Genomic DNA, 17,490 nt, shown 5'->3' with positions numbered 1-17,490 from the left:
CAGACGTATGAACGCAACTTTATCTCGTTTAGCTCTTTTATCACTCCTCTGTGCGCCTTTTGCAACTTTAGCCCACGCTCAACTATCGCTAAACAGCGAACCCGAGAGCATCACTCTCACGCTGTACCATCAAGACTTGGCACATATTCAAGACCAACGTGCCATTCCCGCACTGGATGCAAATCAGTCGGTTTATATTGAAGGGGTCAGTCCACAACTTTTGACTGAAACACTTCGAATCCAAGGTGCCGGACAAGTCCTGGAGCAAAGTTTAATACCCGCTCAACTCAACTATGATCGTCTGCTCGAAACCCACGTCGGTAAACCTTTGACACTCGCGTATCGCAATCCAGTGAATGGCGAGGAAACACTGAGCCGCGTCACCCTGTTAAGTTTAGAAGGAGTGCGCGCACTGATCCGACAAGAGAATGGTCGAGTTGAGCCGATTGATCTCTACGACAATGCATGGCGTTTTCTGTTTGAAGAGGTGCCCGCTCAGTTGAATGCCCAGCCTGTATTGGGGTTTCGAACCCAAGGAACAGAGACACCTGGCTTACTCACCCTAAGTTACCTGAGCCATGGTCTTGGCTGGTCGATGGACTACAGAATCAATCTTGCGCAAAATGGTCGCTCACTGTCGCTAGAGGGGCTGGCCAGCCTTCATAACCTATCCGGTACCGATTTTAACAATGCGTCTTTGCGCTTGATGGCCGGTGATGTCAAGCAAGGTGATCCAGAACCGCATCGAATCATGCGTGCCATGGCGATGGCGGACAGCTATGAATCGGCAGCGCCTGTGCAACCCAGCAGCCTTCAGGGATACTATATTTATCGCTGGCCGACTGAAATCACGTTGAAAAATCAGGAGCACAAACTGATTCCACTTATTTCCGCACAAGATCTACCTGCTGTCTTAAGCTACCAACATAGCTTTCCAATCATCCCCATCTTGGACAACCAGCGCTATGATGCACAACCGAATATTCAACTGAGATTCAACCTCCCAAACATTATGGACAGCAGCAGCCCAGCACCCGCAGGCAATATTCGAGTGTTTAGACCGGATACCGAGGGTGAAATGCAGTTTATTGGAGCGGGATCCATTGGAAACCTCGGCAGTGGCGAAGAGGCCAGCGTGACCCTCGGTCAAGCCATGGACCTTAGCATACAACGCAGACAAGTCATGTTTACAGATAACGAGGACAACTTGCTGATTCAGTACGAAGTCACCGCTAGCAACAGTGCACGGGAAAGTCGTCAAGTGGATCTGTCTGCTCAATTCCAACAAGCTTGGACGCTGACAGAGAGCACTCACGTTATGCAAGAAGACAACGCGGGTAAACTCAGCTGGACAATGAACTTGCCAGCAATGGGCGCTGAAACCATTCGGTTTACGGTTGAGTTGAAAAAGCGTCTACCTCGTAATTAAACAAAACCGCCAATATCCAGTCGATAGACGGGATATTGGCGGTATAAGGCCATGTAACCAAAGGGATAACGGCCTTACTTAGATTAAGCAAGCCATTGAGCCAGTTCGTCGCGCAAGACATCAAGTTCGTTTTGCGCTTTCTGGCGCGCTTTCTTTTTAAGCCCTTCAACTTCCATTTCTTTTTGCTGAATCAACTCTTCTGCCGCTTGACGGGGGTTCTCTGCACTCTTCACCCCATCAATCAAATGCTGCACTTGCATTAGAACCGCACGCTTTCGTCCCGCCTCAGCCCGCTCAAGCGCTTCTTCTGACACCTCTTTTTTAACTGACAGGTTTTCACGTACGGGCGCCACATAGGTCAAAGGGCGAATCCCCACCGCTATCCGCATCCGATCCAGCATCGGCGCTGCGAATTCACGGGCTTTAATTGCCCCTTTTTGCAGTTCGCTTTCAACAAATGCCATATCTTGCATGAGCTCCGTGTAGCGCTGACGAGGTGCACTCAGATGCTGATCGATATACTCAAACAACTCTTTTTTTGCATCACCCCAAGCAATCCCGTTAAGAAACTTTTCACGCATAGCATGCGTATCTGATGGCGTTGCAAAACAGTTATAGAGTTGGAACAGGGTACTGGTATCCGGATCCTTCGGTTCACCTGGGCCTTTTGAATCCGTTTTGATTTGTTTAATCAGGCTGTACAGAGTATCGCTATCCGAAAACAAAGGGATGGTATTGTCGTAACTCTTCGACATTTTCCGCCCGTCCAATCCAGGTATCAGCTGCGTCTGTTCATCGACTTTGGCTTCAGGTAGATTTAACAAGGGTTCATAATGATGATTGATACGAGCGGCAATATCCCTGGCCATCTCAATATGCTGAATTTGGTCTTTTCCAACCGGGATAATGTCTGCATTGAACATTAAAATATCAGCCGCCATGAGGATGGGATAGCTAAATAGCCCCATGGTTACGCCATCATCAAGATCCTCCTTACCGGCATCTCGGTTGACATCGACCGATGCTTTATAGGCATGCGCTCGGTTCATCAAACCCTTCGATGTCATGCAGGTTAGTATCCATGCCAACTCGGGTATCTCATGAATGTCAGTTTGCCGATAAAACGTGGCCTTATCAGTATCTAAACCTAACGCCAGCCAAGTGGCTGCGATGGCACGGGTGGATTCCGCAACCCGCTCAGGGTCATGACACTTAATCAGTGCGTGATAATCGGCCAAGAAGAAGAAACTATTGAACGCGGGATCTTCACTGGCTTGAATTGCAGGTGAAATGGCGCCAAGATAATTCCCTATATGAGGAATACCGGTTGTGGTAATACCGGTTAATACCGTTTTTTTACTCATCTGATACTCATTCAGGTTGGATTTGCAAACGATGGACTATACTACATTCGGTGCAAATGCAGTAAGGTTTCACTGTCTAGACTCAGGTTATTCATGCTAACGTCTTTTTCGGTGATCAACAAATCTAATCTTTTGACAAACCTCTCTTTTTCTTTAACACTCAATGTACGCAAACACAACGTTCTGGAGCTTACAATGGATACGTCAAAACATACGATGAAAGCCTTGTTCCAACAACTAGGATTGCCAGCCAGTGACACTGAAATACAGACCTTCGTTCGCAATCACAAATTATTTAGTGCAAGTGTTAAACTAGAAGACGCAACCTTTTGGACTGAAGCCCAAGCCAGTTTTCTGAAAGATGCGCTGATGGACGATTCGGATTGGGCTGAAATCGTCGATGAACTCAATAATCTGCTCAGGGGCTAACCCCCTCACTTCAGCGAGTAATAACTGTTTATGTTGATTTTGATATCACCTGCAAAAACCTTGGATTACGAATCACCGCTTGTAACCCAAAAATTTTCTCAACCCTTATTTGTAGAGTCGGCTCAATCCTTAATTGAACACATGCGCGGATACTCTGTTCAAGACATAGCGGAACTGATGTCGCTGAGTGACAAGCTTGCCAGTTTAAACGTTGCTCGTTATGAGAGCTGGCATCCCATCCATGACACCCACAATGCTCGCCCTGCTCTACTGGCGTTCAAAGGTGATGTGTACACAGGTTTAGAGGCAGCGAGTTTCCGCGAAGAGGAATTTGAGTACGCGCAATCGCACCTGCGCATTCTGTCCGGACTCTATGGTGTATTACGCCCATTAGATCTGCTGCAACCCTACCGGCTGGAAATGGGCACCAAATTTACGAAAGGTGATTATAAAAACCTGTATACGTTCTGGGGAGATCGTTTGACCGAGTATCTGAATCAAGAGCTCTTAGCACACCCGGCCCCAATCACGCTCAACCTTGCATCCAACGAGTACTTTAAATCCGTACAGGCGAAGCGGTTAACGGGTCAACTGATTTCACCCGAGTTTAAAGATCTCAAAAATGGTCAGTATAAAATTATTAGTTTTTACGCGAAAAAGGCGAGAGGTTTGATGGCGAGATTCGTTATTCAAAATAAAATAGAAGACCCATCTCAGCTCAAAGGGTTTGATCTTGAAGGCTATTATTTTTCAGAGAAAGATTCGACTGACGCGAAGCCTGTGTTTTTAAGAGATCACTAACAACACACTAGCCACGAAGCCATCAGACTCCGTGGCTATTTCGATCAGCGCAGTTGCTGCATTAAGACTGCTCAATACCCACAATCAGCCAATCACCGGGCTGCTCACCCATCTGACGATTGAGATGCCATACTTCGCTGAACTCTGTTGCATCGCTATCCTGCGTTTCACGTAGCCATCCATAAAAATGAACACTGGCAACCACATGATCATCTTCTTGGATGAAATTAACCAGCTCAGCCATCACCGACACGACTTCGGTGAACTGTTCAGCCGTTTCTGTGGGTTGTGATTGCAACCAAGCCAGCATTTCAGGGCTAGTATAGGTTGAAATCTCATCCCAGTTCTTTTCATCCCAAGCGCGCTGTAGGTGTTTAAAATGTCCCGTAGCACCCGACAAAAATGCGCTCTTATCAAACCACTCAGGCAAGCTCAACTCAGCATCAGAAAAGCCGGAACCAAAGTTGGTCACCAAGGGTTCTGGTTGACTAACAGGGGCAACGGGTTCAAATTGACGAGGGGCTTCCGTACGCACCTGTGCAGGCCCAGCATACGCTGGCTGTTGCTGTGATTGAGCTTGACCTCTAAACATGCCAAACAACTTCCAAGCGGCAAAACCAAGCAAGGCAATCAACAAAATATCCATGAACTGAATACCATCAAAAGCTCCGCCCATAAAGAGCGCGGCCAAAAGCCCGCCGGCCAGCAAGCCTCCTAGCATTCCCCCCATACCTGCACGCCCCGCCGTTTGAGCTGCGCCGGGTTGTTGGTTTTGATCTTGACGCTGCTGACGCTGTTGAGCTGGAGCGGGTGCTTGACGTTGTGGTGTGGAGTAAGATTTACCCCCACTGAGCCCACCACCAAAGCGCTTAGCTTCAGCCTCTATAGGTATCAAGAACAACCCTAGTAATAAGGTCAACAAAGGCAATGACAGTTTACTCATGAACACTCCTATCGTGTGATTTTTTAAAAAAAATTATTTTTACATGCTAGAATAGTCAACCACTAAATATAGGCGGTCTTGCCGCGAATTGATAGCATACCCTCCCATTTAGTCCCGAAAACCCAATCGATCACACGCACATTTTTGGACAGGAACTTCCCCGCATTGGCCGAGTCAGACTAAGTCAATGAAAGCAGTTCGGTTCTAACAGGTAGATTATGTTATACACATCACGGATAGCTCCCTTTTTAGTTTACACACTACTCATTTTTTCTCTAACACCTGCATTGGCGAATGACATCATCAAAAGTTCGTATGATTCTCGCGCCTATGAACAGTTTGAACTTCCCAACCGCCTAAAAGTTCTATTGGTTTCAGATCCCGAGGCTGAAAAAGCAGCGGCGTCCATGGACGTTCTCGTTGGCTCGAATGCAAATCCAATTGATAGACCGGGTCTTGCGCACTTTTTAGAACATATGCTTTTTTTAGGAACAGAGACTTACCCAGAAGCGGACAGCTATCAAGCCTTTATCAGCTCGAACGGCGGCTCACACAATGCCTTTACCGCCTATGAAAACACCAACTATTTTTTCGATATTCATCCAGACGCTCTGCCAGAAGCACTCGACCGCTTCTCTCGCTTTTTTATAGACCCACTTTTTAGCCCAGAGTATGTTGATCGTGAACGTCACGCAGTAGAATCTGAGTTCCAATCACGCCGCCGCGATGACCGTCGCCGCGAGCATGAGGTCACCAAACAGGTCATGAACCCCGAGCATGCTTGGAGCCGATTTGCTGTCGGTGATTTACATTCACTCTCTGATCGAGAAGGGAGCAATATTCAAGACGAGCTGATTGATTTTTATAACCAGTATTACTCCGCTAACTTAATGAGTTTAGTGGTGATTGGCCCTCAATCGATTCCAGAACTCAAGGATCTTGTCACCGAACGCTTCACTGAGATTCGTGATTTTGATGCTTCAGCCTATGTAGATACCGCTCCGCTCTTCGTTGAAAACAGCTTACCTAAAAAACTTGAAATTCAAACCCTGCGCCAAATGCGCCAACTTTCTTTAAGTTTTCCTGTTCCTTCATTACGCGATCATTGGCGAGACAAGCCGCTTTATTACATTGCCAGCCTGCTAGGATATGAAGGAGAAGGCAGCCTTTTGTCGTATTTGAAGTCAGAAAACCTCGCTACCGAGCTCGGTGCCTTTACTGCGATTGACTTAGACAATGAAGGTCTTTTTCAGGTTTCAATTGCCTTAACTGAAGAGGGTATGAAGGACTATTCCCAAGTCGTTACGCATTTTTTTGAATTCGTAAACGCTCTTGCCGAGACGGGTATTAATGAATCGCTGTATGCTGAAGAGCGCAACATGGCCGAATTGCAGTTTTTATTTGCCGACAGACGCCAGCCGATTCATGACGCCATGATGATGGCGCAAATGCAACAGCGCTACCCGACTGAAGAAATACTGCGTGCGAACTTTTTGTTAGAAACCTTTGATGAGAATACCCTCAAAGACTTTTTAAGCTTTCTAAACCCTGACAATATGCTGTTAACGCTCATGGCTCAAGAGCTGAAGACCGATCAATCGGAACGTCGCTATAATGCGCCCTTTAAGGTGTCTGACGTTTTGGACTCTAATCTGGAATCTTGGCGCTCTGCGGCAACAAATGACTTATTATTTGTCAGATCGCTCAATCCGTTTATTCCAGAAGATCTATCCTTGGTTGATCGAGAAGACAGCTCAGACGTTCCCATGCAACTGCTCAACTCTCCAGGAATAAGCCTTTGGCACCAACAAGACCAAACGTTTGAGCGTCCAAGAGCTGACTTTTTTGTGGCCCTCATGACGCATCAAGCGATGGCCAGTGCCAACAATGCAGTGATGATTGATCTTTACACACGCATGGTCAATGACCAGCTGAATGAAGTGCTATACGACGCCTCATTGGCTGGACTGTCGCTATCTGTCTACCCTCACATGCGTGGCTTATCTCTACAGCTTTCAGGTTACAATGATAAGCAAATCACGTTACTAACCAAAGTCCTTCCACTTTTACGTCATCCAGAAATGGACAACCGGCGTTTTATGCAGGTAAAACGGCAACTGCAAGAGCGCCTGATTAATCTTCAGCAAGAAACACCTTATCAGCTGTCCTTGCAACATTTGTTCACGTCTTTAATGTCGAGATGGAGCACCGATGACAAACTGGAAGCTCTTGATCGCCTTTCGCTGGAGGAGTTAGAACACTTTATCAGCGAACTCTATACCGAATTAGATGTTCGCATGCTCGCGCATGGCAACCTGACCGCCGACACCAGCCTAGCATTAGCTGAGTTGGTTAAAGAAGCCCTGCTAACCGAAACGCGTGCAATCCCAGCTATTCAGGTTCCCGTTGTAAAACTGCCGACATCCGAGGACTTAAGAGCCACCCTGAAGCTCAACCATCACGATGCGGTGTTAACGCAGTTTCTTCAAGGTAAAGACAACTCATCACAGAGTCGAGCGGCCGTTGCCTTATTAAATGAAATCATTTCAACACCCTTCTACTCAGAAATGCGCACCGAAAAACAATTCGGCTATATCGTCTTTTCGAATTATGTACCAATGGGGGATGTCCCTGGCTTAGCCTTGATTGTCCAATCCAGCGTTGCAGACCCTATTACACTGGAATCCCATTTCCATGACTTCTTAGACCGTATGCAAGAAGAATTGGCTAGGATGGAGCCCGAGGACATTCAACGCTTCCAAACCAGTTTGGTATCGCGTCTGCTTCAGCCTGATACCTCTATCGGGGCTCGGTCTCAACGCTACTGGCGTGAGTTAGACAGAGATGGCTCCTTCAGCAGTCACCAACAAGTGGCCGAATCGGTTCAAAGAATTCAAAAGGGCGACCTTGAACAAACACTATCAGAGTTGCGTCAACGCCAATTCTTCTTGCGCAGCTTTGGTAAGTTCGAAACTGATCCGGAAGCTTGATTTCAGACAATGCAGATTCAAAAATTCAATCACTTAGGGAGCAACGTGCGTTTTTCCAATTGAATTGATGATCAACGCTTGTCTAACGCCGGACTTTAATCAAATAAACGATCAAAGTCTGGCGTAAACCCCTCTTCAAGCGCTTGGAATCGCTCCAGCACATCCTGCTCCTCCTGTTCGCTATTGATCGGCAACACAGGAGCCGACGGTGTCGCTGCAGGCTCATCACCCACGGTTAAATCTCCCTGAAACCCCAGCAACGGATCACACGCCTCTCCTTCAGGAACCAAGGCACAGGCTTGCTCATAAAGATCATCGAGTATCTCCTGATAGACAAGATCTTCTCCTTCTAAGGGGGTAACCACCTCGACGTCATCCACTAAAATCTCATTAATCTCTTCTGGCTCTGAATACATAATCACTTGTACACTGGGCGTTGGCCGATCCTCAACATCATTGTACAACTCTGGCATAGACTCAGGATCAAAAGCGCCCCAGTCCCGTCCCTCAAAAACGTCTCGACCATGATGAGTTCCCGTCGAAAACCCTTCGGGATAGACGACCTGGTAGGGAATAGGTGCTAATGGCTGAGCAACGCACGGAATCGCCATCATCAGCACCACCAGACCCGCCCCCCCTTCTTTTAACACGCTAAAACTCCATTGGGTAAACAGATTCGATGTACGAAGCCAAGTCTTCCAAAATGCTCATCTCACGCGCCGACAACTCTGTCTCCGTCGCGATTCTATTCATTTCGTCAAATGCTTGGGTCAAGGTTAAACATCCCTCATTCTCAGGCCCTAATAAGCGCTGGCTTCGATGCTCTTCCCAACGCTGCTGCTCATTAGAGTCCAAGGTATAAGGGTAGTTTCGCGCCTTATATCGTAACAGCATTTCCTCTAAACGCGGGTCCTGAAAAGGCAACTGTAAACCGATCAGTTCATCTGCACTGAACTGGCGGATTTTATCCATTAAATGACGATCATGCGGACTGAAAAAGCCACCGGAATAGAGCATATGATCCGGATCTTTTTCGGGGACAAATGTATTGATCTCATAAAGAGCCTTGAGCTTCGGCTGAATCTGCGGGGCTTGACGTAAAATGGATAAATGACGACGACACACGGCCCCCTCTATGCCATAGCGCTGGGCCTCCTCTGCGTTTAACATACCTGCGGGTGCGACAATCGGACATTTATTCAAGTGAACAAGCTTAAGGCCAATCACGCGCTCTTCTGAGGTCTCTCTAGGTGAGTAGAGTAACCGATGCAATTCATCAACGTCCAAATCCAATAAGGGAGTAGGATCACAACGAAGATCCCAGGTAATCACGGCATTGGATTGAATGGGGTGGTAGGCCAAGGGCGCAACAATCGCTAGATTTCCCAGATTCGTGGGATATCGAGAGGATACATGGAGAAATGCTTCATATTCGCCACATCCAAGCTCTTTTGCAGGGTCTGCTTGGAACGATTCTGAAAGACAAAATCAAATAAACGCGGCTGCTTTTCTTTTAGCAACTTCGCCATGGAGATTGTTGCATACACGTCAGATAAAGCATCATGCGCGTGATCGTGACCGATACCATTTGCTTGAGTCAGGTCCTCTAAACGTAAACTCGGCGAACCGTCGGCATAGGTTGGCCAAACAATACCATCAGGACGCAAGGCTCTTGCAAGCCTCAAACTGTCGATAATGTCCCAGCGAGAACAATTGTTTTGCCACTCGCGAGCATAGGGATCGAAAAAATTCCGATAGAGTGTATTGCGCGTGACTTCGTCGTCAAAGCGTATGCTATTGTATCCCAGTGCACAGGTTCCAGGACGTGCCATTTCCGCATGAATACGCGCAATAAATTCTGCCTCACATACGCCTTCCTCTAAAGTTTTTTGAGGTGTAATACCCGTAATCAAGCAGGCTTTTGGGTGAGGAATATAGTCATCACATATTTTTGCATAGAGCATAATGGGCTCTTCAATAATATTGAAATGCTCATCTGTGCGAATAGCCGCAAACTGCAAAGGTCGATCGCGTCTGGGGTCCACACCGCCCGTTTCGTAGTCATGAAACAGGAAGGTTAGAGGTTCTGTTATAGCCATAACGTCTACTTAATTTGAATGCCCGTAAGATGTATCTGGATTTATCGTCGTGTTAATCTGTGTAGATTACCAGTTAACCGACATAGGATCATCCTCATGATGCAAGATCAAAACAATACTGAACAAGCCTGTCCTTGCCAGTCGGGAAAACCGTTTATGATGTGCTGTGCACCCGCCATTAATGGCTATCGTCCAGCTAAAACCGCCGAAGCGTTAATGCGTTCACGGTATACGGCCTTTAGCATTGGAGCGGTTGATTACCTCATTCACACAACTGCGCCTGAAAAACGCCAACCCGAAGATCAAGAGGTTTTGAACGAGCAAACGCAAATCACGGTTTGGACAAAGCTGGAGATTTTATCGACACAACAGGGAAAAATCGGAGACTCAGAGGGAACTGTAGAGTTTAAAGCCTCTTTTGAAACGCCCGAAGACTCAGGTACGCTGCACGAGATCTCGCGCTTTCGTTTTGATGACAATCAGTGGTTCTATGTCGACGGTGAGCTCAATTTTATCATTGACTAATACTCTAGATCTCGACTCTTTTTAAAATAGCTGCTTTAGGTTTACACGATTTGGCCGATACAGACTTCATGAACGAAGACAGCCCTTTGAAATAAACATCCCAATAGGATGAGGAGCGGTTTATGCGTATTGAAGCCAGTCAGATCAATATGAAGTCTGGTCATGCCAGTCAAACTCGCTATGAGCGTGCCGAAACACTCACGACTGAGCGCAGACAAACCAATGTCCAAGGGGAAGAGTCGACTCAACGTATCAGTATCACTCGGTCTATCAACTTCACTAGCAAAGAACTGATTACCTATTCCGATCTTCGCAAGCGTTTCGGAGAAAGTGAACTGGAACCCAACAATCAAGTTCCTGCCAACATCCAGAATCAGTCGACGGCGAATACAACAAATACAGGCAATGTGTCAGCCGATGCGCCTTTTCGTTTAGAGTTGTCGTCAGATGATCGTGTTCGTCTGCTCCTGATTCAGCAACTGATGAAAACACTAACGGGAAAAGAGTTTAAAATGCAGCTCTTTGATGCTCGACCTTTCAAATCTGATATTGAACTGCCATTCCAACCCTTACCTACGACACCACCTCAAGTCGAAACGGTCAGTTTTCAGTATCAACGCCACGAAACCTTCTATCAAGCCGAAAACACCCATTTCAATGCAACAGGCATTGTGAAAACAGCAGATGGACGCAGCATTGATATCAGCCTAGAACTCAACTTAAGCCGAGAACTCGTGCAGCACAATTCATTTATGCTGCGCGTTGGACAAAATCTAATCGACCCCTTGGTGATTAACTTTAACGGCCACTCTGCCGAGTTAACTGAAACGCGCTTTGAGTTTGATTTAACATTGGATGGACGCCCCGATTTAATCCCAAGCCTGGGCGCGAATAGCGCATTTTTAGCGCTTGATAAAAACAATGATGGTATCATCAACGATGGCAGTGAACTGTTTGGAGCCATCACAGGGGATGGATTTAATGAATTAGCCGCCTATGACGATGATAATAACGGCTGGATAGACGAAAATGATGAGATATTCCAGCATTTAAAACTCTGGGTACATCCGGGAAACTCAGACTCACAGCAGTTAATGACACTATCTGAAGCGGGGATTGGAGCGATTTATCTAGGAAACGCAAAAACACCCTTTTCACTTTTGCAGTCAGGCGATTCAAATCTGTTGGGTATGATCCAATCGACGGGTATTTACTTATCAGAAGACGGTCGGGTTGGTACAATACAACATGTTGACTTGACGGTTTAAGCCCTAGAAGACACACTATCCCCTCGGAAAAGAGCCTTGTATTAAACTTAATTTTGTTTGCATGGGCTTCAGGGCTTTTATGCAGCACCTGCCACCGTTAGAATACCGTCCCTTCGCTTTAACTTTTTATGGACTGTCGGTATCCCCATACCGGCTGGGGTAATTGATGTTTTTAAATCTGTTTAGGCCCAAATGGCGACACTCTGATGCAAGCGTCAGATCACGTGCAGTCAATCAGCTCAACGCTCAAAATGCTGATGAATTTGAAACACTCGTCAATCTTGCACAGCAAGACCCCTCCGCTGAGGTTAGGAAATCGGCTATCTCCAAAATAGACAGCCTCTCCGTATTCGCCAAACTTCTGTTATCCGAAACGGATACAGATGTCATGGCGTTACTGCTGACGCGATTAAGTCAAACACTTGTGACATCAGGGCAAATTAAGGGGGCTAAATATCAGCTAACACCTGAAACTCACGATTTGCTGGTCACACTTCTGCTTGAAAGCCAGGCACCCGCCGTCCATGACACCTTATTTAAATACGTTGCTCATCAATCTTCACTGGCAACACTGGCTCTCAAATCACCGCTCGCATCGACTCGCCAGCAAGCGGCATCGGCACTGACGGGTCTTCCTGAACTTGAGGAAGTGAACAAGCAGTCAAAAGGTCACGACAAGGTTGTCTTCAGAATCACAAAAGACGCGCTTAATGCACATGCAGAAGCCCTGATGGCGGCACAGGCCAAGCAACACAAACAACAGGAGCTGTTAAAAAGCTTCTCAAACCTTGTCGATGGGCAAGATAAACTACACTTTTCCACGCGGCTCAAGTCTTTAACCGATGAGTGGACCCATCTTAATTTAGATACTCGCAATGACGAGTATCAGGCCTGATCTCTAAAGCAGATGCGTACTTAGCCACACTGCAGGAGGAAGAGGCCGCCATACAAGAAAATAAACGCCAATCAGATCAATTGAGAGCCTCTTGTGAAGCGCACTTGAATGCACTCAGTGCACTGGTTGCAAATTTAACAGATGAACTTCAATTAGAAGCAGGTCCGTTATCAGAATGCAAAATCCAGCAAAACGAGCTGAATAAAGTATTGAGAATTCTGACCTACAAACAGGATATTCCTGAACTCCTTGAGCGCTCTCAGCAACAGCTGGATTTACTGGTACGCTATCAACAGCACACCTCCGATCTTGACGGGTTATTGGCCCTGCCAGAAAGTGATGCTGAACAGGAAAAACAACTCAAACAGATTCAAAAAACCATTAAGTTGATTGCATGGCCATCTAATTTGCCTTTACCACGTCTGCTTCAGCAGCTGGAGCAAATGCAATCGACATTGAAGCAAGCCCTCGAACAAATCCAAAGCAAAAACAGCGAAGCACTCGCGCATGCCAGTGAAAAACTCAATCTGTTAACGAGTTGTATCAATGCGGGTGAAACACTGAATGCCCAAAGCATCATTGATGAACTGACACCTTATTTGCATGATCCGATTGTGTCTGCTCATATTGAAAAGACCTTCAAAGCCGAAATTGCAAGGCTTAATGAGTTGCTAGAATGGCAGTCTTTTGCGACGCAAGCCAAGAAAGAACAACTTTGCTTGCAAATGGAAGCCTTAGCTGAAAGCCCAAACCAAGAACCCTCGGCGTTAGCAGAGCGTATTAAAACGCTTCAAAAAGAATGGAAGCAGTTAGATCAACAAGGTGCTCAACATTCACGCGAGCTTTGGCAACGTTTCCATCAGGCCTCCCAAGAAGCGTATAAGCCGTGTGATGAACACTTTAAGCGCTTGAGTCAGGAACGTGCGTGGAATCTATCGCAGCGAAAAGCCATTTGTGAATACTTGAGTGACTATTTCCAGCATTTAGACTGGGCTGCCCCTGATTGGAAAGCGATTGACCAAATCGCACATACCGCAAAACAAGAGTGGAAACGCTTCACACCAGTTGATCGCTCTCCAGGAAAACTGGTTCAACAACAATTCAATGAACTCATTTCGCAAATTGATCACAAAATTAATGCTCATAAAGAATCCTGTGCTGAGATGAAAAAAAGCCTACTGGCGCAAGCACGAACCCTTCTTGAGCTGGAAGATAAGCGCGACGCAGCAGAACAGATCAAACGTTTGCAACAGGAATGGAAAACCGTTGGTACTACCTTCCATAGTTTAGAACGACGTTTATGGCTTGAGTTACGTGAAATTAGTGATGAGGTTTTCGCACATTTAAAACAGACTCAACGTCAAGACAATGAAAAAGCAAAACAAGTTGCCAATCATCGCCAAAAACAGCAGCAACAACATTTACAATTGCTAAAACGCATGTCAGCTCTTTGTGAGAATGTGGAAGTCCTCTATGCGGAAAGCACCTTAACGCCTGAGCTGTGCCTAGAAGCACTCAATACGCTTAAGAGCACTTCACTCCCCGCACCTGTGATCGAAGGCTTTATAGGAAGAATTAAGCGTGTAGAAAGTCTGCTAGACAATCCTGATACTCTAGATGCTTTACTGACCCGCGCCCAAGAAGAGGCCAGACTCGTTTGTATTCGTTTGGAAATATTAAAGCAACAGCCTTCGCCGGAAGAAGATGAAACGCTTCGTATGGCTTATCAAATGCAACGTTTGCAAGACTCTTTAGATTCAGCGTCTAACCTTTCTCATGATGCCGATGTTACTGATTTAATCACCGAGTGGTCGTTTGTAAGCTTTTCATGGCAGTTTAATGAGATTGAAGAAAGGTTCTATGAGCTAACTCAAGAACATTCATTAACTGAAACACATCACTAATCGTCTCGTCAGACACAATTAAGCCCGGAAATCCGGCTTAATGCTTAGCTGTTCGACGTCGTCGAATTAGCTCATATGCAATCCGCCGTTAATCGACAAGTCAGATCCTGTGATATAACCTGAACTTTCATCCGCAATAAAGGCAATCGCACGAGCAATCTCTTCAGGCGTACCGAAACGACCAACTGGAATCGTTGAACAAATCTTTTGTTGAACCTCCTCCGCAATTTTAGCCACCATTGGCGTCATAATATAACCAGGAGAGACAGTATTCACTGTGATGCCTTTGGCTGCCACTTCTTGTGCAAGTGCTTTCGTGAAACCGTGAATACCCGCTTTTGCAGCCGAATAGTTACACTGACCAAACTGGCCTTTTTGAGCATTTACAGACGATATATTGATAATCCGACCAAAGCCTTTGTCTAACATAGGATTAATCACAAGGCGCGTCATGTGGAACATACTGTCGAGGTTTGCACTGAGCACCTCGTTCCACTGCTCCCAGCTCATCTTCTTGAACATACCGTCACGCGTAATACCTGCATTGTTCACTAAGACATCAACACTCCCTCCTGTCAATTCTTTTACGGTCTCAACACAGGCTGCACAAGACTCAGCATCGGTGACATCGCCATACGCTACGTCAATTTCATATCCGTCTTTACGTTGCTCTTCTTGCCACTCTTTTGCTTTGTCATGATTACCGCCACTGTTGTATCCCGCAACAACGCGAAAACCAGCATCAACCAGCGCTCTACAAATTGCTGTTCCGATGCCACCTGTACCACCTGTTACCAAAGCTACTCTTTTTGTCATATTTCACATCCCATTGTAAATTTTTGTCTTTTAGTATTACTCGATCAATAAGAACACGCTTAGTCAGATATTTAAAGGCGTATACCATCTTATTTGCTCTTCCTAAGCATAGTACCAGTCGAATTATTACTCTAGCGTGACTTTAGTGTTAACTGCAAAAGTTTTTATACATAAGTCGTAGATACGCGTTATTTAATTGACTCCCCACACACATGCACCTACTCTAGCCAACTTAAACCGGACAAATTGGTAATACCAATTTACAAAATAAACATTAATGAACGGGAATTAAGCATGAGTCAAACATGGCTTTCTCTCTTAGCCTTTGCCCCGCTGATCGTAGCAGCCATTCTTTTGGTCGGCTTACATTGGCCCGCAAAGCGTGCAATGCCTGTTGTTTTCTTAATGACAGCAGCAATTGCACTCACCGCTTGGGATATGACGTTGAATCGTGTCCTCGCCTCCACGCTCCAAGGGTTAATCCTGACAGGATCGATTCTTTGGATTATTTTTGGGGCCATTCTGTTACTCAATACACTAAAGCACTCGGGTGCCATCACCGCCATTCGCGGGGGCTTTTCCGATATTAGCCCAGACCGAAGAGTACAGGTGATTATTGTTGCCTGGTTATTTGGTTGCTTCATTGAAGGGGCTTCAGGTTTTGGAACGCCCGCTGCTGTTGCCGCTCCCTTGTTAGTGGCGCTAGGTTTTCCAGCACTGGCTGCCGTTATGATCGGGATGATGATTCAATCCACACCTGTATCTTTTGGCGCTGTTGGCACCCCGATTGTGGTGGGTGTATCGGGTGGACTTGATAGAGCAAGCATTACCGAAACGCTGATCGCTCAAGGTTCAGATTGGGATACTTTTTATCGACTGATCACGTCAGAAGTCGCCATCATTCACGCTGTCATTGGTATTTTGATGCCGCTATTCATGTGTATCATGCTGACCCGTTTCTTTGGTGAAAAACGTTCTTGGAAAGAAGGGCTAACAATTGCTCCCTTTGCTATTTTTGCAGGGCTTGCTTTCGTGATTCCCTACGCAGCGGCTGGCGTTTTCCTTGGCCCTGAATTCCCATCCATGATTGGTGCATTGGTTGGACTTCTCATTGTTGTTCCAGCCGCAAAAGCCGGATTTTTAATTCCAAAACAAGGCTGGGATTTTGCAGAGGCGAAACACTGGCCTGTAGGCTGGATGGGAAATATCGAAATTAAGCTTGATAGCTTAACGGCAAAACGTCCAATGAACCTTTGGTTGGCCTGGCTTCCCTATCTTTTACTCGCCGCACTGCTCGTTCTGTCACGCGTCAATAGCGATGTAAAAGCCTTTTTTACTCAGAACCTAGTCTTAGGGTGGTCTAATATTCTGGGAGAAGCGGGCGTGTCGGGAAGTATTCAGTTCCTGTACTTACCTGGCGGTATCATGGTGCTCATCGTCCTTGCGACCTTTTTACTGCACAGAATGCGCTTGCCTGAGTTGGGATCTGCAATTAGTGAGTCATCCAAAACGCTATTAGGTGCAGGGTTCGTTTTAATCTTCACCATTCCCATGGTTCGTATTCTGATCAACTCCGGCGTGAATATGGCTGACTTACCCTCAATGCCAAGAGCCATGGCTGAATTCGTTGCTCATAGTGTCGGAGATGTATACCCCTTCTTCGCCGCCAGCGTAGGGGCATTAGGCGCATTCATCGCAGGATCCAATACGGTTTCTAACTTGATGATGGCGCAATTCCAATTTGATACAGCACATCTTATTGGAGTCTCCAGCGCGCTGTTAATCGCTGCGCAAGCCGTGGGTGCTGCGGCTGGAAATATGATCGCGATACACAACATCGTCGCCGCTTCAGCAACCGTAGGACTTCTGGGACGCGAAGGTCAAACCATTCGCATGACGATTATCCCAACAGTCTATTACTTAGTGATGGCGGGCATTCTCACCCTAATGGCGATTCACGTATTTAATGTAAGCGATCCTTTGCTGTCTTAACCCTTATTGAACCTATGACACCCCTATCAAGCTCG

At 46.4% G+C, this 17,490-nt stretch carries 15 protein-coding genes and 1 pseudogene; 9 read left to right on the top strand and 7 right to left on the bottom strand.

The window, feature by feature from the left end:
* Nucleotides 1–7 precede the first annotated feature (7 nt).
* Complete coding sequence (locus tag D791_RS00520; protein ID WP_036506451.1) at nt 8–1,429, top strand: DUF4139 domain-containing protein; 1,422 nt, start codon at nt 8–10, stop codon at nt 1,427–1,429.
* A gap of 83 nt (nt 1,430–1,512) precedes the next feature.
* Here the strand turns inward: D791_RS00520 and trpS are convergent, their stop codons facing one another.
* Nucleotides 1,513–2,793, bottom strand: a complete 1,281-nt coding sequence (trpS, locus tag D791_RS00515) for a tryptophan--tRNA ligase (RefSeq protein WP_036506449.1) — start codon at nt 2,791–2,793, stop codon at nt 1,513–1,515.
* Between the two features lie 195 nt (nt 2,794–2,988).
* Here trpS and D791_RS00510 point away from each other — a divergent pair, with 195 nt between their 5' ends.
* Together D791_RS00510 and yaaA are read left to right on the top strand one after the other, a co-directional pair.
* A complete protein-coding gene (locus D791_RS00510) occupies nt 2,989–3,222 on the top strand; it encodes a DUF2789 domain-containing protein (RefSeq protein WP_036507227.1) in 234 nt (77 codons plus the stop codon).
* Between the two features lie 30 nt (nt 3,223–3,252).
* A complete protein-coding gene (gene yaaA, locus D791_RS00505) occupies nt 3,253–4,023 on the top strand; it encodes a peroxide stress protein YaaA (protein ID WP_036506444.1) in 771 nt (256 codons plus the stop codon).
* A 61-nt stretch (nt 4,024–4,084) separates the two neighbouring features.
* Here the strand turns inward: yaaA and D791_RS00500 are convergent, their stop codons facing one another.
* Nucleotides 4,085–4,966, bottom strand: coding sequence for a Tim44 domain-containing protein (locus D791_RS00500; protein ID WP_036506442.1), 882 nt, complete (start codon nt 4,964–4,966; stop codon nt 4,085–4,087).
* Nucleotides 4,967–5,184: 218 nt separating this feature from the next.
* On the opposite strand from D791_RS00500, the gene D791_RS00495 reads away from it, so the two are divergent.
* A complete protein-coding gene (locus tag D791_RS00495; RefSeq protein WP_051513795.1) occupies nt 5,185–7,956 on the top strand; it encodes an insulinase family protein in 2,772 nt (923 codons plus the stop codon).
* 95 nt (nt 7,957–8,051) lie between these two features.
* Here D791_RS00495 and D791_RS00490 read toward each other — a convergent pair whose 3' ends face one another.
* From D791_RS00490 to sbcB, 4 genes and pseudogenes are all read right to left on the bottom strand, one after another.
* The gene (locus tag D791_RS00490) at nt 8,052–8,606 is read right to left on the bottom strand and encodes a hypothetical protein (protein ID WP_036506439.1); all 555 of its coding nucleotides are present in this window, start codon (nt 8,604–8,606) and stop codon (nt 8,052–8,054) included.
* 1 nt (nt 8,607) lies between these two features.
* The gene (locus tag D791_RS22140; RefSeq protein ID WP_475094861.1) at nt 8,608–8,928 is read right to left on the bottom strand and encodes a hypothetical protein; all 321 of its coding nucleotides are present in this window, start codon (nt 8,926–8,928) and stop codon (nt 8,608–8,610) included.
* A gap of 141 nt (nt 8,929–9,069) precedes the next feature.
* Nucleotides 9,070–9,348 (bottom strand): annotated as a pseudogene (locus D791_RS22135) (exodeoxyribonuclease I); the annotation flags it as partial.
* Entirely contained in the window at nt 9,333–10,055 is a 723-nt protein-coding gene (gene sbcB, locus D791_RS21605) for an exodeoxyribonuclease I (RefSeq protein WP_337588571.1), read from the bottom strand. The gene sbcB and the pseudogene D791_RS22135, both read right to left, overlap by 16 nt.
* 96 nt (nt 10,056–10,151) lie before the next feature.
* On the opposite strand from sbcB, the gene D791_RS00480 reads away from it, so the two are divergent.
* From D791_RS00480 to D791_RS00465, 4 genes are all read left to right on the top strand, one after another.
* On the top strand, nt 10,152–10,580 hold the full coding sequence (locus tag D791_RS00480) for a YchJ family protein (protein WP_036506437.1): 429 nt from the start codon (nt 10,152–10,154) through the stop codon (nt 10,578–10,580).
* Nucleotides 10,581–10,702: 122 nt separating this feature from the next.
* Nucleotides 10,703–11,848 (top strand): hypothetical protein, encoded by a 1,146-nt coding sequence (locus D791_RS00475; protein WP_036506434.1) that lies wholly within the window; start codon nt 10,703–10,705, stop codon nt 11,846–11,848.
* A 166-nt stretch (nt 11,849–12,014) separates the two neighbouring features.
* The gene (locus D791_RS00470; protein WP_036506432.1) at nt 12,015–12,743 is read left to right on the top strand and encodes a hypothetical protein; all 729 of its coding nucleotides are present in this window, start codon (nt 12,015–12,017) and stop codon (nt 12,741–12,743) included.
* 104 nt (nt 12,744–12,847) lie between these two features.
* A complete protein-coding gene (locus D791_RS00465; RefSeq protein ID WP_036506430.1) occupies nt 12,848–14,647 on the top strand; it encodes a DUF349 domain-containing protein in 1,800 nt (599 codons plus the stop codon).
* A 66-nt stretch (nt 14,648–14,713) separates the two neighbouring features.
* Here the strand turns inward: D791_RS00465 and phbB are convergent, their stop codons facing one another.
* Nucleotides 14,714–15,463, bottom strand: a complete 750-nt coding sequence (gene phbB, locus D791_RS00460) for an acetoacetyl-CoA reductase (protein WP_036506428.1) — start codon at nt 15,461–15,463, stop codon at nt 14,714–14,716.
* Nucleotides 15,464–15,757: 294 nt separating this feature from the next.
* On the opposite strand from phbB, the gene D791_RS00455 reads away from it, so the two are divergent.
* Nucleotides 15,758–17,455, top strand: coding sequence for an L-lactate permease (locus tag D791_RS00455; RefSeq protein WP_036506426.1), 1,698 nt, complete (start codon nt 15,758–15,760; stop codon nt 17,453–17,455).
* The last annotated feature ends 35 nt before the right edge of the window (nt 17,456–17,490 follow it).

It is taken from the genome of Nitrincola nitratireducens (assembly GCF_000585235.1).
GTDB classification, from domain to species: Bacteria; Pseudomonadota; Gammaproteobacteria; order Pseudomonadales; family Balneatricaceae; genus Nitrincola; species Nitrincola alkalisediminis.
This window is presented reverse-complemented; position numbering and strand designations above follow the sequence as displayed.